The 21,102-nt window shown below is 55.3% G+C and carries 17 protein-coding genes; 8 read left to right on the top strand and 9 right to left on the bottom strand.

The features are described from left to right. Window positions 1-144 precede the first annotated feature (144 nt). Both AC6I8N_RS21185 and AC6I8N_RS21180 read left to right on the top strand, forming a co-directional pair. Window positions 145-1,284, top strand: coding sequence for an acyl-CoA dehydrogenase family protein (locus AC6I8N_RS21185; protein WP_497831063.1), 1,140 nt, complete (start codon window positions 145-147; stop codon window positions 1,282-1,284). Between the two features lie 179 nt (window positions 1,285-1,463). Then, window positions 1,464-1,982, top strand: coding sequence for an SRPBCC family protein (locus tag AC6I8N_RS21180; RefSeq protein ID WP_415174703.1), 519 nt, complete (start codon window positions 1,464-1,466; stop codon window positions 1,980-1,982). 64 nt (window positions 1,983-2,046) lie between these two features. Here the strand turns inward: AC6I8N_RS21180 and fhuE are convergent, their stop codons facing one another. Together fhuE and AC6I8N_RS21170 are read right to left on the bottom strand one after the other, a co-directional pair. Further along, window positions 2,047-4,245, bottom strand: a complete 2,199-nt coding sequence (fhuE, locus tag AC6I8N_RS21175; RefSeq protein WP_497831062.1) for a ferric-rhodotorulic acid/ferric-coprogen receptor FhuE — start codon at window positions 4,243-4,245, stop codon at window positions 2,047-2,049. 393 nt (window positions 4,246-4,638) lie between these two features. Beyond that, the gene (locus AC6I8N_RS21170; RefSeq protein WP_208725789.1) at window positions 4,639-5,526 is read right to left on the bottom strand and encodes a LysR family transcriptional regulator; all 888 of its coding nucleotides are present in this window, start codon (window positions 5,524-5,526) and stop codon (window positions 4,639-4,641) included. Window positions 5,527-5,651: 125 nt separating this feature from the next. Here AC6I8N_RS21170 and AC6I8N_RS21165 point away from each other — a divergent pair, with 125 nt between their 5' ends. The 3 genes from AC6I8N_RS21165 (at window position 5,652) to AC6I8N_RS21155 (ending at window position 8,918) form a co-directional block, all read left to right on the top strand. Beyond that, window positions 5,652-6,782: an L-dopachrome tautomerase-related protein gene (locus tag AC6I8N_RS21165; RefSeq protein ID WP_208725792.1), complete on the top strand. Its 1,131-nt coding sequence runs from the start codon at window positions 5,652-5,654 to the stop codon at window positions 6,780-6,782. A 274-nt stretch (window positions 6,783-7,056) separates the two neighbouring features. Further along, window positions 7,057-8,352 carry a CitMHS family transporter gene (locus AC6I8N_RS21160; RefSeq protein WP_497831061.1) on the top strand — a complete coding sequence of 432 codons (1,296 nt, stop codon included), beginning with the start codon at window positions 7,057-7,059 and terminating at the stop codon, window positions 8,350-8,352. Between the two features lie 164 nt (window positions 8,353-8,516). Next, the gene (locus tag AC6I8N_RS21155; protein ID WP_415174620.1) at window positions 8,517-8,918 is read left to right on the top strand and encodes an H-NS family histone-like protein; all 402 of its coding nucleotides are present in this window, start codon (window positions 8,517-8,519) and stop codon (window positions 8,916-8,918) included. A 100-nt stretch (window positions 8,919-9,018) separates the two neighbouring features. Here the strand turns inward: AC6I8N_RS21155 and AC6I8N_RS21150 are convergent, their stop codons facing one another. From AC6I8N_RS21150 to AC6I8N_RS21140, 3 genes are read right to left on the bottom strand one after another with little or no spacing between them, the layout of a single operon-like run. Further along, entirely contained in the window at window positions 9,019-10,218 is a 1,200-nt protein-coding gene (locus AC6I8N_RS21150; protein ID WP_497831060.1) for an aminotransferase class I/II-fold pyridoxal phosphate-dependent enzyme, read from the bottom strand. A 15-nt stretch (window positions 10,219-10,233) separates the two neighbouring features. Then, complete coding sequence (locus tag AC6I8N_RS21145; RefSeq protein ID WP_497831059.1) at window positions 10,234-11,535, bottom strand: LLM class flavin-dependent oxidoreductase; 1,302 nt, start codon at window positions 11,533-11,535, stop codon at window positions 10,234-10,236. A 49-nt stretch (window positions 11,536-11,584) separates the two neighbouring features. Next, window positions 11,585-12,655 (bottom strand): iron-containing alcohol dehydrogenase family protein, encoded by a 1,071-nt coding sequence (locus AC6I8N_RS21140; RefSeq protein WP_497831058.1) that lies wholly within the window; start codon window positions 12,653-12,655, stop codon window positions 11,585-11,587. Between the two features lie 349 nt (window positions 12,656-13,004). Here AC6I8N_RS21140 and AC6I8N_RS21135 point away from each other — a divergent pair, with 349 nt between their 5' ends. Genes AC6I8N_RS21135 through AC6I8N_RS21125 form a run of 3 tightly spaced genes read left to right on the top strand, consistent with a single transcriptional unit; the run spans window position 13,005 to window position 16,017 of the window. Further along, a complete protein-coding gene (locus tag AC6I8N_RS21135; protein WP_497831057.1) occupies window positions 13,005-13,550 on the top strand; it encodes a GNAT family N-acetyltransferase in 546 nt (181 codons plus the stop codon). Next, a complete protein-coding gene (locus AC6I8N_RS21130) occupies window positions 13,547-14,701 on the top strand; it encodes an amidohydrolase (protein ID WP_497831056.1) in 1,155 nt (384 codons plus the stop codon). The genes AC6I8N_RS21135 and AC6I8N_RS21130 overlap by 4 nt, the downstream gene beginning before the upstream one ends. Continuing rightward, window positions 14,698-16,017 carry an MmgE/PrpD family protein gene (locus AC6I8N_RS21125; protein ID WP_497831055.1) on the top strand — a complete coding sequence of 440 codons (1,320 nt, stop codon included), beginning with the start codon at window positions 14,698-14,700 and terminating at the stop codon, window positions 16,015-16,017. The genes AC6I8N_RS21130 and AC6I8N_RS21125 overlap by 4 nt, the downstream gene beginning before the upstream one ends. Window positions 16,018-16,106: 89 nt before the next feature. On the opposite strand, the gene AC6I8N_RS21120 is transcribed toward AC6I8N_RS21125, so the two are convergent. Genes AC6I8N_RS21120 through AC6I8N_RS21105 form a run of 4 tightly spaced genes read right to left on the bottom strand, consistent with a single transcriptional unit; the run spans window position 16,107 to window position 20,980 of the window. Beyond that, on the bottom strand, window positions 16,107-18,395 hold the full coding sequence (locus AC6I8N_RS21120; RefSeq protein ID WP_497831161.1) for a molybdopterin-dependent oxidoreductase: 2,289 nt from the start codon (window positions 18,393-18,395) through the stop codon (window positions 16,107-16,109). A 32-nt stretch (window positions 18,396-18,427) separates the two neighbouring features. Then, complete coding sequence (locus tag AC6I8N_RS21115; RefSeq protein ID WP_208725816.1) at window positions 18,428-19,189, bottom strand: amino acid ABC transporter ATP-binding protein; 762 nt, start codon at window positions 19,187-19,189, stop codon at window positions 18,428-18,430. Beyond that, window positions 19,182-20,105, bottom strand: a complete 924-nt coding sequence (locus tag AC6I8N_RS21110) for an amino acid ABC transporter permease (RefSeq protein WP_497831054.1) — start codon at window positions 20,103-20,105, stop codon at window positions 19,182-19,184. The genes AC6I8N_RS21115 and AC6I8N_RS21110 overlap by 8 nt, the downstream gene beginning before the upstream one ends. Next, complete coding sequence (locus AC6I8N_RS21105; protein WP_497831160.1) at window positions 20,102-20,980, bottom strand: ABC transporter substrate-binding protein; 879 nt, start codon at window positions 20,978-20,980, stop codon at window positions 20,102-20,104. Before AC6I8N_RS21105 ends, AC6I8N_RS21110 begins: the two co-directional genes overlap by 4 nt. Window positions 20,981-21,102 lie beyond the last annotated feature (122 nt).

Raw genomic sequence — 21,102 nt, 5'->3', positions numbered from 1 at the left:
GGTTAATCGTAATTAACCGTGGCAACCAGCCGCAGAATTATGCCGATTACGCATGTGGTTATCCGCTTTATTGCTTTTACATCCCCGGCATAAAAATAAACAATCAGACCTTATTAAAAATATGCATGAATAAGGCGGCACGTAATGGCGGATAATATTTCTCTGCTCAACGAAATTTTACCGGTGATAACCCGTTCGTTAGAAAGCCAGGCAGCCGCCGTGGATGAAAACGGCGATTTTCCCCACGCCATTTTTGCGCTGCTGCGCCAGCACGGTTTGTTGCATTACGCGTTGCCGCTGGAAGCCGGTGGCAGCGGTGCGACGTTGCGTGAATGTCAGGCGGTTATCGCTGCCGTGGCACGCGGAGAGCCTTCCAGCGCGCTGATTCTGATCATGCAATATCTCAATACCCGCCGTCTGGGCAAAGACGCTGACTGGCCTGACGCCGTACGCCAGCAAGTTGCCGCCAGCGTTCGGCAGCACGGTGCTTTAATCAATGCGCTTCGGGTGGAACCCGAGCTGGGCACCCCGGCACGCGGGGGGTTACCGCGTACCCGGGCACGGCGTACCGCCGAGGGCTGGCGTGTTAGCGGTGAAAAGATTTACTCCACCGGCAGCCACGGTTTGCACTGGTTTCTGGTGTGGGCCAGCAGCGATGATGCCGATCCGCTGGTCGGTGGCTATCTGATACCCGCCAGCGCGCCTGGCATCCGTATTATCGAGGAGTGGGATCATCTGGGTATGCGTGGCACCTGTAGCCATCGGGTGGTGCTGGATGAGGTGCTGATCCCCTTCGATTACGCAGTGAATGTCGCCCCCTGGAGCACACCCAAACCGGGATTGAGTGACGAGGAGCAGATATGGATGGCAACGCTGCTTGGCACCCTGTATGACGCCATCGCCCAAAGCGCGCGCGACTGGTTTATCGCTTTCCTGCAACAACGCGTTCCGGCCAACCTTGCCGCGCCACTCGCCACCCTGCCTCGTTTTCAGGAGATAGTGGGACGAATCGACACCCGGTTGTTTACCAATGCCTGTTTGCTGCATAGCTGCGCGCAGGGAGAGATCGCCAGCGCGCATGCCTCCCAGGTGAAACAGGTGGTGACGGAGAACGCCATCCATGCTGTACAACTGATGGTGGAGAGCATCGGCAACCACGCCTTAACCCGCCAGAATCCGTTACAACGTCACTTACGTAACGTGCTGTGTGGCCGTATCCATACACCGCAGGATGACGCCATCTTCACTTCAGTGGGAAAAGCCGCCCTGGGCGCGGCGACATAACATCCCCTGTAGCGGCAAGGTTTTATAACAGTGCGATATATCGCGCCGCTACGCATTGATGCAGCCAGACATGAGATAAAAAATAGTGATATCAAATATCATAACTATCAATTTCACTTATATGAAAAACAGGCTCATGCTAATCCCATCAAAACACATGAGAGGTGATTACCATGAAAATGAATGCCATTGTCTGGCCGGAAGGCTTTATCCCCGGTTTTACCGATAACTACTGTTCTAATGAAGTGATTGTTGCGGGTCTGTCTGCCGCAGACATTTGGCCGCTGCTGGTAACACCGGCGCTGTGGCCGACCTACTACAAAAACTCCGCCAATGCCCGTTTCTACGACAACAAAGGACCGGTACTGGCACAGGATGATCGTTTCTACTTTGAAACCTTTGGTTTCCCGGTTGAAGCCCGCGTAACGGAATACGTTGCGCCGTCAGCCGGTGAAGCGGGACGTGTTGCGTGGCACGGCTGGGCTGGCGAAGAAGGGGCGGCAGATCGCCTTGATGTGCTGCACGCCTGGCTGGTGGAAGATTTATCTGACAACCGTGTGCGCATCCTGACCCAGGAAACGCAAAACGGTAACCCGGCGAAAGAGCTGGCTAAAGCCCAGCCGAACCCGATGATTAATGGTCATCAGGACTGGCTGGATGGCCTGGTGGCCGCCGCCAGAGCGCAAAAAGGTCAGTAATATTCATTCGTCGCGGCGCGATTAATCGCGCCGCGACAGAAGACGCCGCAGAGGCGTCTTATTATCAGAAGCGGTAAGTCGCGCTGACCGAGAAGTTTCGCGGTTCACCGTAGACAATGCCACCGCTGCCGACGTTGGTGTCGTACTCTTTGTCAAACAGGTTATTCAGGTTGGCCTGTAAGCTAACGTTTTTGGTGACGTCATAACGGGCAAACAGATCCACCAGCGTATAGCTACCCTGACGGGCACGCCAGGTGCCATTGCCGTCCGGACCACTCACACCTCCCCAGGTTTTTGATTGCCAGGTCGCGCCGCCACCCAGTGTTAACGCGTCCAGTTGCGGCAGGCGATAGCTGGTGAACAGGTTGAACGAGGTGCGTGGCAGCTGCGAGTTGTAGGCATCGCCATTACGATCTTCCGCCAGATAGGTGGTGCCGCCGAAGGTCATCTGCCAGTTATCGGTCAACGCACCATTGACTTCAAATTCGACGCCTTTGCTGACCACGCCATTCTTGCCTTCATAAATGGTGTTGCCGGTGCTGGCATTCACCTGCCCGGTGCTCACCGCAACATTGTCCAGCTCAGAACGGAATACGGACAACGTGGTGGTCAGACGGCTGTTATACCAGTCCGATTTCACGCCAGCTTCGTAGTTTTTGCCAATCACCGGGGAGAGGTAACCACCGGAAGCATCCTGATAATCCTGCGGCTGGAATACCGAGGTGTAGCTGGCATAGGCTGACCAGTTATCCGAGATGTCATAAATCACACCACCATAGGGGGTGATGTTGTTTTTCTCCATCTCTGCACTCATGGTCTGGCGGTTCCAGTTGGTATAACGGGCACCGAGGATCACATGCAGTGGATCGGCCAGAGAAATGCGTGTCGCAAGATAGGTCGATTTCTGCCGCACCAGTTGGCTGTCGCTGGACTCGGTACGCGGGTTCCAGTCGGTTTCCGGGTACTGTCCGTTGAAATCGCTGTAGTCACCCAACTGGGTTGGAGAGATATTGTCCCAGGCGCTGTAGTATTTGTTGTCCTGGCGGCTGTAGCTCACGCCCACCATCAGCTCATGCTGACGACCAAAGAGTTCATACGGACCGCTGGCGAAGGCATCCACCGCATCGACTTTACGTTTTCCGGTATTATAACCGGTGCCACCGATGACTGGATAGTTGGCATACGGCGAGGTGCCGATACCGGTGGATTTATCGAAATAGCCATCGACATACAGCATCTTACTGTCGAGGAACATCTCGTTGTGCGTGCCGTTCAGCGTGATGTTCCAGCCGTTATCGAAGTTTTGTTGCAGATTAACAAAGACCTTTTTGTTCTCTTTGTCGTTATAGGCCCAGTCCGGCGCGGTGTTATAACCACGGCGAGTACGAATCTGCGTGCCGTCGGTGTACCAGCGCGGCGCACCACTCCACATCGGTGAATCAGTGTTAACCTGGCTGAATTCATAACCGACCGAGAGTTTGGTGGAATCGGTCAGATCGGCGTCCACCACGGCATAGACAAACTGTTTCTGATTATTGTAACGCTCGATAAAGCTGTCACGGTCCTGATAACCCGCCACCACGCGACCACGCACGCGGCCATCTTCACTCAGTGGTGCGGAGAGGTCAGCAACATAGCGTTGCTTATTCCAGCTGCCATAGCTGGCTTCAAGACTGCCGGTAAATTCTTTGCTGTCGGCGTGTTTGCGCACCATGTTGATGGCGGCTGAAGGGTTGCCCGGACCGGTGAGCAGGCCAGTCGCGCCACGCACCACTTCCACGCGTTCATACAGGGCCATATCAGTTTGCACATCGCCGAGGTTCCAGCGTGAAGCAAACGCGGTGGGAATGCCGTCGATCATGTAGTTATCAATCAGGAAGCCACGCGAATAGAACAGTGGGCGGTCCATATCCTGACTGACACTTTTGATACCGGTGGTATTTTTCAGCACGTCATTCAACGTTTGCAACTGCTGATCTTCCATACGTTGCTTGCTGATAATGCTGACTGATTGCGGAATATCACGCGCGGTCAGCGCCATTTTGGTACCGGCACGGGTCACAGGCACGCTGTAATCCTGTGCAGCCTGCTCCTGCTGGTCAGCATTCGTGGCACTGGCATTAACCGTCAGCGTTTGTTCTTTATTGGCCGTATCTGCCGCATGGGCGATACCCGAGGTAATCAACATCGCCAGCATTGACAACCGCAGCACGCGCTGCGAAGTCCGGGCGTTTTCCCTGACGCGCTTTTCTTCGAAAGACATAATATTCCTCAATTTTTTGTTATTAATGACGACATGCCCGCTGGCGTCTGCTGGCATCCGGCCATAAATAGCTGTTGAAGAATAACGGTCAGGAGGAAATAAGCGCCTGACTGTGCCGTCCCGGCACGTACAGCGCGACAGTAAAGATGTCGTTAAGAAAGCAAATGAGAAATATACGCATTAAGATTTCCATTGCAAGTAATTGTTTCCAGTTGAGTAGAATTTTTTCGTGGAAAAATCACTTATTCTTCAATGATTAAGGAAAGATGAGAGTTTCTGATGGCAATCATCACTCAAGGAAAGCTCCGTAGCGGCACGATTTATCGCGCTTTTGCCTCAATGCGCAAACGGCTCGCGCGATAAATCGCGCCGCTACGAATCACAAGGAACGTCTTACCAATGCCAGCGTTTTTCCGCTAAATCAACCAGTAAACGTGAGGCGGGGGAAAGCTCGCTCAAAGAGCGGAACTGCCAGCCAAAGGTTCGGGGCATGGTGACCAGCGGCAGAGGAATCTCCACCAGCGAGGCATCTTCGCCCTCGCCTTTCAGCAAACGCCGCGAGAGAAAACTCAGCAATTGCGTACTGGCGATGACCTGACGCAGCGGCGATAAGGTATTACTTTCCATTTGTACGCGCGGGGGCGCATAGCCTCCGCTGCGTAAGCGTTGCTCCAGCCACTGACGCGTCGCCACCTGCATGGAAGGCAACAGCCAGTTAAATTGATCAAGCTGTTCCGGTGTCGGATGGATATTCGCCAGCGGATGCCGTTTGCTGGCGGCAATCACCACCGGATCGTCAATCAGCGGGCGGGTAATAAACTCGCTGTTGCCATCCGGCAAATAACCGAGGATGAGATCGATCTTGTTTTCCCGCAGCATTTTTTGCAGCAAGTCGTTCATCCCCACGGTCACTTCCAGCCGTGCCGTTGGCGCTTTATGTAGCAAATCACGACTCAGCATTGGCAGCATAAATTCTGCCGCGGTGGCAGCCACGCCGAGGCGGATCACCCCCGCCGTCCCTGCCCCCAACGCCTGTAAATCCTGGCGCGTCACCTGCATCATGTGCACGACTTTTTGAGCACGTTCACAAAGTAGCAGTCCCGCTTCCGTCAGTTGCATGCCACGCCCGACCTTTAAAATCAGTCGGGTGGCGTAGAACTTTTCCAGCCGCTGCAAACATTTGGTCAGCGCAGGCTGAGTGATACCAAGGGATTGCGCCGCTTTACCCAGATGCCCGGTCTCCTTCACCGCCAGCAGATAATGCAGATCTTTCAGCTCCATTCATTCCCACCAGGAATTAATTGATAAAAATCAGAGAATATAATTTATCACTCCGGACTGCCAGGATGGAAAGACATTAACAACAGAGCAACAAATAACCTGCCATGTTCAGAAGGAAGATAAGGATGAAGCATTCGCTGCAAGCGCTGATCGCGGCGCTGACCGTTACCGTCGCCGCACCGCTACTGGCACAGGATACCCTGCCGGTTAAGCTACCCACCCAACAAGATAGCCGCCTGCAACAGGTGACCACCTCCCCAAGGGTGTGGAATGGCATCACCGTCAGCCACGATGGCCGCATTTTTGCCTCTCTGACCCAATCGGAGGGCAGCGGTTTACAGCTGGCTGAAGTGGTGAACGGTCAGCTTAAGGCGTATCCCGATGCGGCCTGGAATCAATGGCAGAGTACCGATCCTGAGCATCATTTCTATCACGTTAATGCCCTGCGGATTGGCCCGGATGGCGATCTCTGGGTGATGGATGCCGGTAACAAAGGCATCGGTACCGGCGATCACGCGGTAGCAGGCGCAGCCAAACTGGTACGCATCAATCTGCAAAGCGGCAACGTGGTCGGCAGCTACGTGTTTAACGCTCCGGTACTGAAAGCCACCAGCTATCTGGATGATGTGCGTTTCAATGGGGATTACGCCTATCTGACCGATCCCGGTGCGGTGGGGTTGGTGGTGTTAAATATGAAAAGTGGTAAAAGCTGGCGCGTACTGGATGATCATCCGCTCTCTATCGATCATCAACCAATCTATGCCGACGGCAAAAAACTGTTCCTGCGCGATGGCCGGGAAAAACGTGTTGGCCTCGATCAGCTGGAAGTCTCACCTGATGGCAAATGGCTCTACTATCAGGCTATTCCCGGACCGCTGGCGCGCATCGAAACCCGTTATCTGAATGACGAGAAACTTTCACCGGCTGACGTGGCACTACACGCTGAGAAAGTGCGCGACACCTGGAGCACTGGCGGCACGGCGATTGACGCCGCGGGCAATATCTATGCCTCGGATATCAATACCCGCAGCATCAAACGCATTGCGCCGGATGGTGCCGTGACCACGGTGATTCAGGATCCACGCCTCGTTTGGATTGATGCGATGTGGATTTCTAAAGGGGCGTTATGGATGCCTTCGGCACAAATTAACCGCACGCCTGCCACCACCGGCGGGAAACCTTCAACCGTAGAATATCCGGTGAAACTTTATCGCCTGCCACTACCGATTGCGCCTTCACCACGCGATCACGGTTAATTTATGCGCCCGGTTGCAGTGGCCGGGCGTGTTTTATTTCTTTGCGATATGGTTGAGGAGCGCAAATAATACCGCGATAAATCATAACCTGAAGCGATTTTAATTTTATTAAAAATAAGAAGTTGCACGCATTTTTCCCATAAATGCACCTTGCTCTCGTCAAAATAATTTCCGGATAATAATGTCTGAATGATGAGGGAAAAAAGGTGTAACTGAACAATAAATAGTCGTTTGTTTTTATTTATACCCGAAACCTCTGAACAGGACACCTGCCATGCTGTTAATCCTCAGTGTGCTTATGATCGGCTGTTTTATCGGCTTATTAATGAGCAAAAAACTCTCCGCCTTAACGGCATTGATTATTATCCCAACAATTTTCGCGCTGTTATCCGGCCAGGGTGCGGAAATGGGTGCCATGGTGATTAAAGGATTACGTACCGTTGCCCCCACCGGTGTGATGTTGATTTTCGCCATGCTTTATTTTATGAGCGTCACCGATGCCGGAATGTTTGATCCGATTATTAAACGCATCGTATCCGCCGTTGATGGTGACCCGGTCAAAATATTTATCGGCACCGCCCTGCTGGGTTTTATTGTGGCGCTGGATGGTGACGGCGCAACGGTATATATGATTGTACTGGCGGCTTTTATGCCGATATATGAACGCGTTGGCTTATCAAGACTAAGTGTGGCCTGCCTGCTATTACAATGCACCGGCCTGGGGAATATGTTTCCCTGGGGTGGCCCGACAGCGCGTGCCGCTACGGCGGTGCATGCCGATGTTGCCACCTTGTTTGTGCCAATGCTGCTGCCGCTGCTGGCCTGCGTGGTCTGGACCTTTGTCATGGCCTGGTTGCTGGGCCGCCGCGAGCGCACCCGCATTGGTTTTCACCGCGGGAACTCAGCAACGCTGAGCGGATTGCAGTTTGAAGAGAAACCCCGTGTGGCCTGGCGTTTCTGGTTTAACTGGGCGCTGACAATCGCGCTCATGACCTTGCTGGTGCTGGATGTGGTGCCGATGGCCTATTTGTTTATGCTGGCAACCGCCATCATGTTCGTCGTGAACTATCCGCAACTCAGTCAGCAGCAGGAGCAAATTGCGCGCCATGCCCCGGCCATCCTCGCCGTGGCCGGGTTGATCTTCGCAGCTGCGGTGTTTACCGGCATCTTCTCAGAAACCGGCATGGCCGATAGCCTGGCAACCGCGATAGTGAACGTGATTCCGCCTGCGCTTGGCCCTTATCTGGCGGTAATTACCGCGTTAATAAGCATCCCGGTCACCTGGATGGTTTCCAACGATGTGTTTTATTTCGGCATGTTGCCAGTGCTGGTTCAGGCGGCAGGACATTATGGTATCGCGCCAATTGAAATGGCACGCGCCGCGTTGGTGGGACAACCGGTGCATATTCTCAGCCCGCTGGTCGCCTCAACCTATTTACTGATTGGCATGCTGAAACTGGATTATGCGCAAGCTCAACACTTTACATTACGCTGGTCGTTTATAACCTGCCTGGTGTTATTGCTGGTTGCGCTGATTACCGGCTGCTTTCCGTTTTATCGTGATGCCTAAAATATCCTCGCTTTAAACGATGGGATATCAGGTTATAGTTTGCCACCCTGATATCCCGATATTTTTCAGGACTAATCTGGCTGCGACAGAATATTTTCTTTTGCCTTCATTTCCCGTAGAATGCCCTTTTTTGATTGAGTCATACCATTACTAAGGGTTTATTTATGAGCGATGCACTGAAGGCATTGAACAATCTTCGTACACTGCGTGCCCAGGCGCGTGATATTGAGGTTGAAGTTTTAAACGAAATGCTGGAAAAGCTCAGCGCGGTGATCGCCGAACGTCGTGAAGAAGCTGCGGCGGAAAATGCCGCACAGCGCGAGAAAGAAGAAAAACTGGCGCTGTATAAAGAAATGCTGCTTAACGACGGTATTGATATTAATGAACTGGCGCAATTAACTCAGGGCGAAAGCAAACCTAAAGCAAAACGCGCACCGCGTCCGGCGAAATATAAGTTTACCGATGAAAACGGTGAAGAGAAATTCTGGACCGGTCAGGGCCGTACGCCTTCCCCGATCAAAAGCGTACTCGACGCTGGCGGCTCGCTGGATGATTTCCTGATCTAATATTCAGGGAAAACGCCTTGCTCTAACGTGGGCAGGGCTTGCCCTTCTCTTCCAGGCTACGTAGCGGCGCGATAAATCGCGCCGCTACGGTGACGTGCAATTAAATCAATGCTGCACAGGCACGAGCAATGCGATGCCCTGCCTCGGTGACACTCGCAATATCCGTGGCAATCGACAGACGAAAATACGGCGACAAACCGTAGGCACTGCCGGCGACACCGGACACCCCACTTTCCAGCAGGTAGTTCAGCACATCATCTTCACTTTCCAGCCGTTTGCCATCCGGGCGGGTTTTCCCCAGCAGACCAGCACAGCGACAGAAAATAAAAAACGCCCCTTCCGGGTTAAGCACCTCAATACCCGGCACCTGACTCAGCGTTGCCATGATGGCATCACGTCGTTGCTGATACGCTTCGCGCTGCGGCGGCAGAAAATCCAGCCCCCCGTTAAACGCAGCGACCGCAGCGGCCTGGCTGATGGCGCTGGCACCGGAGCTGTTTTGCGACTGCACCACGGTCATGGCGCTGATCAATTTTTTCGGACCGGCGCCAAAGCCGATGCGCCAGCCGGTCATGGCATAGGTTTTCGATACCCCGCCCACCAGCAAGATGCGTGGTGTTAAATCTGGCGCAACGTGCAGCAGGCTAACGTGTTGACGACCATCAAACAGAATATGTTCATACAACTCATCCAGCATAATCAGGACGTCGGGATGATCGCGTAGCACTGCCGCCAGCGCGGCCAACTCTTCGTGGCTGTACACCATACCTGAAGGGTTGCCGGGGTTATTCAGCACCAGCCAGCGTGTCTTGTGGGTGATTGCCGCAGCCAGTTGTTGTGGTTGCAACTTGTACTGCTGCTCCAGCGGGCACGCCAGTAACACCGGCTCGCCACCGTTAAAACGCACGCTGTCCGGGAAGGTCGGCCAGTATGGCACCGGCACAATCACCTCATCGCCCTCGTTGAGGGTGGCAGCAAAGGCGTTGAAGATAACCTGCTTAGCGCCATTAGCGATGGCGATCTGCTCCACCTCATACGGCAATTGATTTTCCCGCGCCAGCTTCTGCTGTACTGCTTTGCGCAGCGCCGTGGTGCCGGGCGTAGGCGTATAACGGGTTTCGCCCGCTTCCATTGCTACCACAGCCGCCTGGCGGATAGGGGCCGGGGTATCGAAATCAGGCTCCCCGGTGGTGAGGTCGAGAATATCCACGCCCTGCTCTTTAAGCTGGCGCGTCAACTGACGCGCCGCAGCATTGGCGGAGAGAGACACGGACTGCACACGCTTTGATAAGGTGACCATGCTGTTCTCCAGTCGTTACACCACAGGCAGGCCGAGGTTCTCGCGCAGGGTGGCAAATTCATACTCATCACGGAACAGGCCGCGACGACGCAACTCCGGGATCACCAGTTCAACGAACAGGTCAAGCTGCTCCGGCATAATCGCTGGCATGATGTTGAAGCCATCCGCGCCCCCCTGCTCCAGCCACAGCTGGAAGTCATCGGCGATATCTTCGGCGGTGCCGACAATCACCCGGTGTCCACGGGAACCGGCAGCGACCGCGGCCAGCTCACGCAGCGTCAGGTTTTCGCGCTTCGCCATATCGGTCATCAGTTTGACGCGACTCTGGTTACCTTCACCCAGCGGCACTTCCGGCACCGGACCATCAAGCGGATACTGGCTCAGATCCATGCTGAAACGCAGGGAGAGCTGACGCAGACCGTTTTCGATATCCACCAGGGTGTTCAACTCTTTCCACAGCGCTTTGGCTTCTTCACGGGTGTGGCCGACAATCGGCATCACGCCCGGCATAATCACCACATGGTCCGGGTTGCGTCCGGCGGCAATCACCTGATCTTTCTGCGAACGGTAGAATGTCTGCGCTTCTTCGAGGCTGGCTGCCGCAGTGAAGATCACTTCGGCGGTTTCCGCCGCCAGCTTCTGACCGTCGGCAGAGGAACCGGCTTCGATAATCACCGGACGCCCCTGCGGCGAACGGGTGATGTTCAGTGGCCCCTGAACCTGGAAATGCTCGCCTTCGTGGTTGATCGGCTGGATCTTGTCATCAATAAAATATTGGCCGGTGGCTTTGTTTGGCTGCACCGCATCTTTTTCCCAGCCTTCCCACAATTTGTAAGTCACTTCGAGGAACTCACGCGCCCGCGCATAGCGCTCAGCGTGATTTGGCATATCGCTGCGGCTAAAGTTGCGCGCAACGTCGGTGGAGAAAGAGGTCACTACGTTCCACGCCGCGCGACCACGGCTGATATGGTCCAGCGAGGAGAAGCTGCGCGCCATAGTGAACGGGTCGCTAAACGTGGTGGACGCCGTTGCCGCCAGGCCGATGCGTTTGGTATTGACCGCGAGGGCCGACAGCATGGTCAACGGCTCAAGGCGTGCCATAGTGGAAGGCAGGCGGTACATACTGGTCGCCAACGCATCGCCAACAAAAAACAGGTCAAATTTGCCTGCTTCCGCTTTTTGCGCGATGGTGATCAGCCAGTCGATATCGGTCGGATCGCCGAGTTGCTGCGTCAGACGCCAGCCACTGACGTGTTGACCAACGGGTTGTACAAAAAGGCCGAGTCGCAGGCGACGAGATGAAGTTGCGCTGTCCATAAAAGATGTCCTGGTCTGTAAAAGAGAAAATGTGCGCCGCAGCGCACGCTTAAAATGCGTTGTCGGTTGCCAGCAAAGCCTGTTCCAGCGCCTCAGCGGACAGGCTAAACGGCAGACGTTCGGCACTGGCGGCCGGGAATTTAATTTGCTGCGCAATGGCACGAATACGCTCAGCGCGATCGCCACTTAGCGGAGCCAGCGTCAGCGGCATATCGTATTGACGCAACAGCGCCAGCAATTCAGCATCCGGTACGCCTTCATGTTCGATGAGCGACTGAACCAGCAGGCTGTAGCCGACCTTTTCGCCATGCAGCCAGTGATGCAGCTCCGGCTGGTGGGTCAGGCGATTATGAATGGCGTGAGCAAAACCTGGGGTGGGCAGCACGTCGCGTACGCTGTTCGCCAGCCCGGCCAGCACGATATTGGCATCAATGACTTTTACCAGCGCCGGGGTGACCTGCTGCTGCTGATTGGCGGCCACCGCCTCAGCGCCAAACTGACGAAAGGTATCCAGTGCGCGTAACGCGGTCATCACCTTGAGATCGAGCGCCAGGTCGTCGGGGTTGTGGCGTTGATAAGGGCGGAATTCGTAGTATTTTGCCAGCGCATCAACAATACCCGCCTTCAGATAACGGGCGTCGCTGCGCGCGATCACTTCACTGTCTACCAGCACCAGTTCAGGCATTTTGCCAAGTGGCTGGCTGCGCACATGCCCGCCCTCCGGGGTGTAGATAATCGCGACCGGCGACCAGGCGGCACAGGTGGCGGCCAGCGTGGCGAAATTAATCACCGTCAATTCCGGCATCTGGCTGCCAACGGCTTTGGCGGCATCCAGCACGCGACCACCACCAATGGCAAACAACAGTTCCGCGCCTTGCTGCTCAACATTGTGTTGCAAGGTGGCGATGGCGTCATCGGTGCATTCACCGTGCAGATATTCCAGTTGCCAGCGAATGCCATGCGCCTCAAGGCTGGTGGTTAATTCTGGGTTCACCGCCTGCCAGGCGTTGGGAGAAGTGAAGATACGGATATGTGTGGCGTAAGGTTTAATAAACTCACCAGCGCGTGCGCGCAGGCCCGCCTCATGCGCATAGGCGCGCGGAGATTTAATCGCTAACACGGCGTTACCCTGATAAAAAGAAAGGCTATAACGGATAAAATTGAGTTGTTACAGAGAGTTAATGCGAATTTGTTATAGCGCTGTATGCTTTCTGCATACTACGGTAAATAAGGATTTAAGCAATAAAAAAGCGGTGATTTCATTTTCACAAATATGCATTAGCTTAGTTATTTTTTAGATATAGCGCGCATAGCCTTTGCTGTTAATCTCATTACCCTTCACGCGTGCCTTAATTATCATGCGCGTTGCCATAAATTCGTAGCGGCGTGATTTATCGCGCGAATCGCAGACCAGCGCGATAAATCACGCCGCCTTAAACGCCAACAGGGCGGTTTTTCCGGGGAATACTATGCAACTCGATTTTCGCCAGGTCAGAGAAGACGAAGTTGAAACTTACCAGGCGCTGATGCATGCCGCTTACGCGTCCACCAAAGCACTGGGAATAAAATTCGATGCCGCCAGCGCCGATCTTGAAAAAACGCTGCGTCATCTGCAAAGCCACGGGGTGTATGGGTTATATGCTGATGGTGAAATGGTTTCTTCCATTACCATCCGCTATCCGTGGGGACCGCTACCCGGTCCGTTTGGCTTGCCGCATATTGGCTGGTTTGGCGCACATCCCAACTATCCCGGTCAGCAATATGGTCGCAAGATTCAGGACAGGCTGGAGCAGGAGATCATCATTGGTCAGTTGCGTGCGCCAGCGGTGTCGCTGGGGACCGCCATCAGCCATCCGTGGTTAAAGGAAATGTACCTGAAGCGTGGCTTCCAGCCGATGCATACCACCGACCTGGGTAAAGGCCATATCACGCTCTATATGAAGAAAGTGCTGGATGAAAGCGCACATGATGCCTGGCTGACGCGCCAGGCAGCACAACAAGGGAACAAGGCATGAGTACCATTGATGAATCCGCGCTGGGTGACTATCTCGTCGCTTTCCGCCAGGAATTGCACCGTTTTCCAGAACTGTCTAACCAGGAATTCGAAACCACCGCGCGTCTGCGCCAGCAACTGGAACACCATCAGATTCGCATTCTCGATTTGCCGCTGAAAACCGGCCTGGTGGCTGAAGTCGGCCCGCAACAGGGGCCGTTGATAGTGCTGCGATCCGATATCGATGCCCTGCCGATTGAAGAACAATCTGACGTCAGTTTCCGTTCCGAACGACCGGGCGTCATGCATGCCTGCGGTCATGATTTCCATAGCTCAGCCGCGCTGGGCGCAGCAATTTTGCTTAAAAAGCAGGAAGCCACCCTTCCCGGCCGCGTGCGTATCTTGTTCCAGGCGGCGGAAGAGACGGGCCAGGGTGCCCCGGATGTGATTGCCACTGGCGCATTGCAGGATGCCGTGGCCATTTTCGGCATCCATAACGATCCTTCGCTGCCGCCCGGCGTCATCGGCAGCAAAGCCGGACCTCTTACCGCCGCCGTGGACCGTTTTGATATCACCATTACCGGCACCGGCAGCCATGCTGCCAAACCGCATGAAGGTAACGATCCGATCATCGTCGCCGGGCAGATTATCGCGGCGGCGCAAACCCTGATCAGCCGTAACGCCCCGTCAGCAGATAATGCCGTGGTGTCGATTACCCAGGTTCACAGTGGCAGCACCTGGAATGTGATTCCCGACAGCGCCTGGCTGGAAGGCACGGTGCGTTCATTTTCGCAAACCACCCGTGAACGGCTGGAGCAGCGTTTTCGCGAAATCGTGCAGGGAATCGGTGCCGCCTTTGGCGTAGTGGTGAAATTTAACTGGCATGCGGGGCCGCCGTCGGTGGTCAACGATGCGTACTGGGCCGATTTTGCGTTACAGCAGGCCAGCGCCAGCGGTTTTGAAGCCCGTGTAGTGGAAGCCAGCCCGATTGGCGAAGACTTTGCCTTCTATCAGCAGCAATTACCCGGCGCCTTTATGATGATTGGCACCGGTGAGCCTTATGCGCTGCATCATCCGGCATTTCGCATCAACGATCAGGTGTTGCTGCCGACGTCGCGTTACCTGGCAAATCTGGCCGTGGCCGCATTGCTCAGCCTGGAGCCACAGCCATGACCCTGACCCGCGCATTGGCAGAACGTATTGTTAACAGCCAACCCGATTACCTGGCGCAGACCAAAGCGCGCGAAGGCATACGTGATTTCCTCGCGGTGAGCTGGCCGGTGCTACGCGGCCAGGTACCGGACAGCGGCTTACCGGCGCTGCGCACCGTTTACGGCGATGGCAGCATCCGTTCCCAGGCGTTGTTACTGGGCTATGCCAGCCATGCGCTGGATTACGATGATTTCCATGCTGATTTTCGTGGCCATCCCAGCGTGGTGATCCTGCCGGCGTTGTTTGCCTGGCATCAGCACCAGCCACAAGCCACGCCTGAGCAGTTCCTCGATGCCTACGCCATCGGCGTGGAAGTAGCCGGACGGCTCGGTCTGGCGGCAAGTCAGCAACATTACGCGCTGGGATATCACAACACCGCCACGCTTGGCACCCTCGCTGCGGCTGCCGCGCTGGCCCGTTTTCTGCGGCTGGATGTCGCCGCAACCGCGACCCTGTTGGGCATCGCCGCCACCCAGGCGAGCGGCTTACGGGCGCAATTTGGTTCTGCCATTAAACCGTTGCACGCCGGATTTGCGGCGGAACGGGCTGTTGCAGCGGCGCAGCTGACGCTGGCCGGAATCGATGGCAAACAGGATGGCGTGCTTGAGGCTTTCCTCGCGGCCAGCAGCAACGGTCAGGCACAGCCGGAAAAGCTGTCAGAAAACTGGGGCACTCCCTGGCGTATCATCACCCCAGGGCTGGAGTTCAAACCTTTCCCGACCTGCGCCGGGACTCACAGTGCCGCCGAGGCTGCGCGCTTATTAAGGCAGGAGTGGCTGGCAAGCGGGCAACCGCTGGAGGCATTGCTGGATAACATCGTCGATATTAGCGTCGCGTTCCCGCCGGGTGGCGATATTGCGGCGTCGATACAAGTGCCAACCAACGGCATCGAGGCACGCTTCAGCCTCGAATATGTTATCGCCGCAATGTTGATGTATGACGACCTGCGTCTGGAGGATTTTGCCGAAGGCGACCTCAACCATAACGTGATGCCGCTGGCGGCAAAAGTACGGCGTACGCCAGATGAATCCGCCCCACCGGATGCAATTAACCCGGCGCTGCGCTTTCATGAAGTGACATTGTCACTAAACAATGGAACGCAACTGCGTCAACGTCGTACCCGGCAGGAATCGCTGGCCGATGCGGTGGATGTGGCGGGCAAACTGCGTCTGGCGCTGAGGCAGGAAACGGCAGAACGCCAGGCTTTGTTGTGGCAAAGCTGTGAGTTAAAGACGTCAGCAGATTTGCAGGCGTTGGCAGACGTGTTGCGGGGATAGATGCCTGTCATCAAGTAACAGCGCGATAAATCGCGCCGCTACGTGATCAAAATATCCGACGCGATTTATCGCGCGCCGTTACGGATGCATTAGCAATACGGCGGAATAAATGCCTGTACCGGCGTGAGTTCCCCGGCATACTTCCTGACCTGCACCACGGTAATTTGCCCGCTACAGCCCTGAGTTAATGACGAGGTGCCAATATCCAGCGTCAGCACGTTGGGATTCCCATGACGACACAACGGCCGCGCAGCAGTGGGATCAACCGGATCGTACCAGGCTCCCGTCGGTAGCTGGACCACGCCCGACATGATGGTATCGGTGACGCGCGCGCTGGCCAGCACATGTCCCCGCTGGTTGTATAACTCGATAATGTCGCCATCATTGATGGCTAACCGCAACGCATCCTGCGGATTCAGGCTGCATACTTCCCGGCCATCACGTTTCCCGCTCAGACTGTAATCACCAAAATCCAACTGGCTATGCAGACGCGTGGCGGGTTGATTGGCGATCAGCCAGAACGGATGTTCATCGTTCGGTTGTTGCTGTGGTTCGCGCCATACCGGGTGTCCGGGGCAGTTTTCATAATCAAAACTGGCGATGGTGGCCGAGTAGATTTCGATTTTTCCGCTCGGCGTCGGCAGCGGTGCCGCGTCCGGGTCGGCGCGGAATGCGTTGATCATGCGCCCGCCGTCCTTCAATTGCGGCAACTCCACAACGCCCTGTTGCCAGAACTGCTCAAAGGTTGGGACCGTGACCTGATGCGCCGCAAGCTTTTCCTGCAACTGCTGGTAATGATGTTGCAACCAACCGCGCGTATCGCGTCCTTCGGTAAACGCCTCTTCCCGGCCCAGCCTGCGTGCCAGTTCACTGAAAATCGCGTAATCATCTTTCGCCTCAGCATAAGGTTGCGCCACGGGTTGCATGGCGAAGAGATGGCGATCGGTCGGTGCTCCACCAATATCTTCGCGCTCCAGCGTCATGGTGGCAGGCAACACAATGTCGGCGTGTCTGGCGCTGGCCGTCCAGGCAATTTCATGGACAATCAACGTATCCAGCTGACAAAACGCCTGGCGTAAGCGCGCCAGATCCTGATGGTGGTGGAACGGATTGCCGCCCGCCCAGTAAGCGAGGCGGATATGGGGATAGGTCAGGCGACGGCCATTGTAATCAAACTGCGTGCCGGGGTTGAGCAGCATATCGGCGATGCGCGCCACCGGGATCAGGCGGTCGATACCATTTTTACCCTGCGGCAACGCCGGGAAGCTGACCAGGTTATGATGCTTACCATAGTGACCGAGTGCGCCGAGGGCGTAAGTGTATCCGCCGCCGGGCAAGCCGGGTTGCCCTAATGCCGCCGCCAGCACCAAACCCAACCACACCGGCTGTTCGCCATGTTCGGCACGTTGCAAGGCGTGCGCCACCGTTACCAACACACGTTTACCCTGTAACTGACGGGCAAATTGGGCGATAAACGCCGCATCAACACCGCAAATCGCCGCCGCCCAATGCGTATCTCGTACCGTGCCATCCTCTTCGCCGCGAATATACGCCACCATCTGCGGCCAGCCGACGGTGTAGCGGGCGAGGAAGGCTTCATCGGTCAAGCCTTCCGCAATCAGTACCGAAAGCACGCCAAGGATAAACGCCGCGTCAGTACCAGGATGTAGCGCCAGCCACTCACCCTGAGCTTCATCCGGTAAATCACTTTTTAATGGGCTGACGGAGATAAAGCGTGTGCCGCGTTGTGCCGCCTGCTGCATAAAGCCACGTTCGGTGTGTTCGCTCAGGCCACCACTGGCTACCTGTGAATTTTTCAGCGCCAGACCGCCAAACGCCAGCACCACGTCGCTGTGTTGGGCAATCTCTTCCCAGCTTACGCCGCGGCGGGCAATCTCGTTCATATCGCCCACGATATGTGGCAACAGCACGGACGCCGAGCCGGAGCTGTAGCTGTTAACCGAGCGTACATAGCCACCCAGGGTGGTATTGAGAAAACGATGTACCTGGCTTTGCGCATGGTGGAAACGCCCCGCGCTCGACCAGCCGTAAGAACCACCAAAAATGCCTTCCGGGCCATAGTTTTCGCCAACACGCTTTAATTCGTTTGCCACCAGGGTATAGGCTTCTTCCCAACTGACGGCAACATACTCATCGTTACCACGGCGTTGATCCGGTCCGGGGCCATTTTCCAGCCAGCCACGACGTACCATCGGACGCGCCACGCGCGCCGGATGGCTGAGGGCGTGACGGAAATTTTGTAACAACGGGCTGGGATCGGGATCGCGGTGGAATGGCTCAATGGTGAGTTGATCGCCCTGCTGTTGAGCATGGAAAGCTCCCCAGTGTGCGCTGTGCATGACTGGTTTCTGCGTCATCATTGTTCCTGGCTAAAAAAGAAAAACGGTGCTTAAAGCACCGTTGCAATAAAGTTTCTCACGCGCCCGTTTTCCGGGTCGTCGAGTACCTGCTGGGTCGGACCGGCGGCGACAATTTTGCCACCTTCCATAAACACAATGTTGTCGGCCACTTCACGGGCAAAGCCAATTTCGTGCGTGACGATCACCATAGTGATGCCGGAATGCGCCAACTGTTTGATCACCTGCAACACCTCACCCACCAGTTCGGGGTCGAGTGCGGATGTCGGTTCATCAAACAACATCACACCAGGGTCCATCGCTAACGCACGGGCAATCGCCACGCGTTGCTGCTGACCACCAGATAGATTCTGCGGCCATTCATCTTCACGGCCCGACAAGCCCACCTGTTTCAGCAACGCCAGCGCTTTGCTGGTAGCCTGCTGGCGACTCTGCTTTTTGATGCGCATCGGGGCATCGATGATGTTCTGCAACACGGTACGATGTGGAAACAGGTTAAACTGCTGAAATACCATGCCAATTTCCGCACGCTGACGCGCAATCGCGCTACTGCTCAGCTCGTGCAGTGCCTGACCTTTCTGCTTGTATCCCACCATTTCGCCGCCGATACGGATGGTACCGCCATCCAGCTTTTCCAGATGGTTGATACAACGCAGCAGCGTCGATTTCCCGGAACCGGAGGGACCCAGGATCACCGTCACCGAACCCGCCGGAATATCGAGGTTAACTTCATCCAGGATGGTGACACCGGAGAAACGTTTGGTCACCTTACGCAGCGCGATTGCCTCAGCCATTGCTCACGCTCCTTTCGGTCTTGGTGGCAGAAAAACGTGGCAGTGACTGCCACAGGCTGCGTTTCTCACGACGTGTCACGCCGCGACCAAAATAGCGCTCGACATAATATTGTCCAATCGACAGGACCGAGGTCATCAGCAGATACCATAACGTTGCGACCAGCAGCAGCGGGATCACTTCATAGGTGCGCTGATAAATAATCTGCGCGGAAAACAGAACGTCCTGTAGTGAAATGACTGAAACCACCGCCGTGGTTTTTAACTGACCAATAATTTCGTTACCCGCTGGCGGCATAATGGCGCGCATCGCCTGCGGTAGGACGGTATGGCGGAAGATCTGCGCCGGACGATAACCCAACGCACGGGCCGCTTCCAGCTGACCATTACCTACGCTTTGGATGCCCGCGCGAACAATTTCTGCCGCATAAGCGGATTGATGCATTACCAGCGCGATCACTGCCGCACTGAACGGGCTAACCAGCGAGTTGGACTGAGCGCTCCAGATCTCACCCAGTCCCGGTATCCACAGCGAAATTTTGGGATAGAGCGCCGCAATGTTGTACCAGAGAAACAGCTGCACCAACATGGGCACACCGCGGAAGAACCAGGTATAGGCCCAGCTTACCGCGACCAGTACCGGATTGGATGACAAACGCATCAACGCCAATACCGTACCGAAGGCAAAACCCAGCACCACGGATATCACCGTAAGTTGCAGCGTCATCAAGACGCCCTGCAAAATGGAGGGGCCGGTGAAGTTCTCCGCAATCACCCCCCATTCAAAACGCGGGTTGTTGATCATGGAGTGCGCCATCGCCACGACGCACAACAGTACCACCAGCGCACTCAGCCAGCGTCCGTAGTAGCGTTTGCCGACGATTTTCAGATCGTCGGTGTGGTCCTGTAAATCACTCATTTAAAGATCTCGTCATTGCGTTTAGCTTCGGTCACAGCGCCAAATCCAATCCCCCAGTTGTCGAGGATTTTCTTGTAGCTACCATCTTTGATTAATGAGTTCAGGGCCGCCTGGACAGCCGGTTCCAGTTCAGACTCTTTCGGGAAGGCAACGGAAACCGGGTAGTCGGTTACGCTGATCTCACCACTCATGGTCAAAGGTTTGATGACTTTAACCTGCCACAGCAGACCTTCGTACGGACCGAGGAACATCGGCACGCGTCCACTCACCACCGCCTGAACACCAGCCGGACGGTCCGGGAAGACCGAAACTTTGATTGGCGGTTTGCCCGCGGCTTCACAAGCTTTGCTGGCTTCTTCCAGACGGGTTACCTGAGTGGTGCCAGAACCCGCACCCACTTCTTTGCCGCACACGGCATCAAAGGATTTGAAAGGGGCGATATTGGCGTCTTTCTGCGAGATGATGCCAAGCAGGCTGGCATTGTAGTAGCTGACGAAATCTACCTGCTTAGTACGCGCTTTAGTCGCGTTGATGTTGGAGAGCGCGACATCATAACGACCGGTTTTGAGGCCAGGAATGATGTTGTCGAAGCCACCGGTATCTTGCCAGTGCACCGGGACACCGAGGCGCTCACCTACCGCATTCATAATGTCGATTTCACGACCGGCCAGAGTTTTGTTGTCTTCTTTATAGAAGGTGGTCGGTGGCGTGTTGGGGTTGGTTCCGGCAACAATGTAGCCACGTTTCACGATATCCGCAGGTAACAGGCTTTTCAGCGCCGGATCGGCTTTAACATGGACTGAGCTGTCGGTGGGAACAGATTGTTCAGCGGCAAACGTGGTGTGCGCACTCAGAGCAAGTGCGAAAAGGGTCATTCCTTTTGCGAATTTCACTGGAACCTTTCTCCTGATATTTAAAATGTTTCCCCAGCGGGAAAAGGCATTGGAGGTAGCGATGTATTGTTCACCTCATAAGCCACATTTATTTTGTGCCTTAC

The sequence above is a fragment of the Pantoea sp. X-Soil-TKNS-1279 genome (assembly GCF_059730565.1).
This window is presented reverse-complemented; position numbering and strand designations above follow the sequence as displayed.

Coding starts and splice junctions, on each gene's coding strand:
- AC6I8N_RS21145 (WP_497831059.1), bottom strand. CDS start 11,535: ATGGACAGCGCAACTTCATCTCGTCGCCTGCGACTCGGCCTTTTTGTA.
- AC6I8N_RS21150 (WP_497831060.1), bottom strand. CDS start 10,218: ATGGTCACCTTATCAAAGCGTGTGCAGTCCGTGTCTCTCTCCGCCAAT.
- AC6I8N_RS21155 (WP_415174620.1), top strand. CDS start 8,517: ATGAGCGATGCACTGAAGGCATTGAACAATCTTCGTACACTGCGTGCC.
- AC6I8N_RS21120 (WP_497831161.1), bottom strand. CDS start 18,395: ATGACGCAGAAACCAGTCATGCACAGCGCACACTGGGGAGCTTTCCAT.
- AC6I8N_RS21185 (WP_497831063.1), top strand. CDS start 145: ATGGCGGATAATATTTCTCTGCTCAACGAAATTTTACCGGTGATAACC.
- AC6I8N_RS21115 (WP_208725816.1), bottom strand. CDS start 19,189: ATGGCTGAGGCAATCGCGCTGCGTAAGGTGACCAAACGTTTCTCCGGT.
- AC6I8N_RS21180 (WP_415174703.1), top strand. CDS start 1,464: ATGAATGCCATTGTCTGGCCGGAAGGCTTTATCCCCGGTTTTACCGAT.
- AC6I8N_RS21165 (WP_208725792.1), top strand. CDS start 5,652: ATGAAGCATTCGCTGCAAGCGCTGATCGCGGCGCTGACCGTTACCGTC.
- AC6I8N_RS21160 (WP_497831061.1), top strand. CDS start 7,057: ATGCTGTTAATCCTCAGTGTGCTTATGATCGGCTGTTTTATCGGCTTA.
- AC6I8N_RS21110 (WP_497831054.1), bottom strand. CDS start 20,105: ATGAGTGATTTACAGGACCACACCGACGATCTGAAAATCGTCGGCAAA.
- AC6I8N_RS21105 (WP_497831160.1), bottom strand. CDS start 20,980: ATGACCCTTTTCGCACTTGCTCTGAGTGCGCACACCACGTTTGCCGCT.
- fhuE (WP_497831062.1), bottom strand. CDS start 4,245: ATGTCTTTCGAAGAAAAGCGCGTCAGGGAAAACGCCCGGACTTCGCAG.
- AC6I8N_RS21135 (WP_497831057.1), top strand. CDS start 13,005: ATGCAACTCGATTTTCGCCAGGTCAGAGAAGACGAAGTTGAAACTTAC.
- AC6I8N_RS21130 (WP_497831056.1), top strand. CDS start 13,547: ATGAGTACCATTGATGAATCCGCGCTGGGTGACTATCTCGTCGCTTTC.
- AC6I8N_RS21125 (WP_497831055.1), top strand. CDS start 14,698: ATGACCCTGACCCGCGCATTGGCAGAACGTATTGTTAACAGCCAACCC.
- AC6I8N_RS21170 (WP_208725789.1), bottom strand. CDS start 5,526: ATGGAGCTGAAAGATCTGCATTATCTGCTGGCGGTGAAGGAGACCGGG.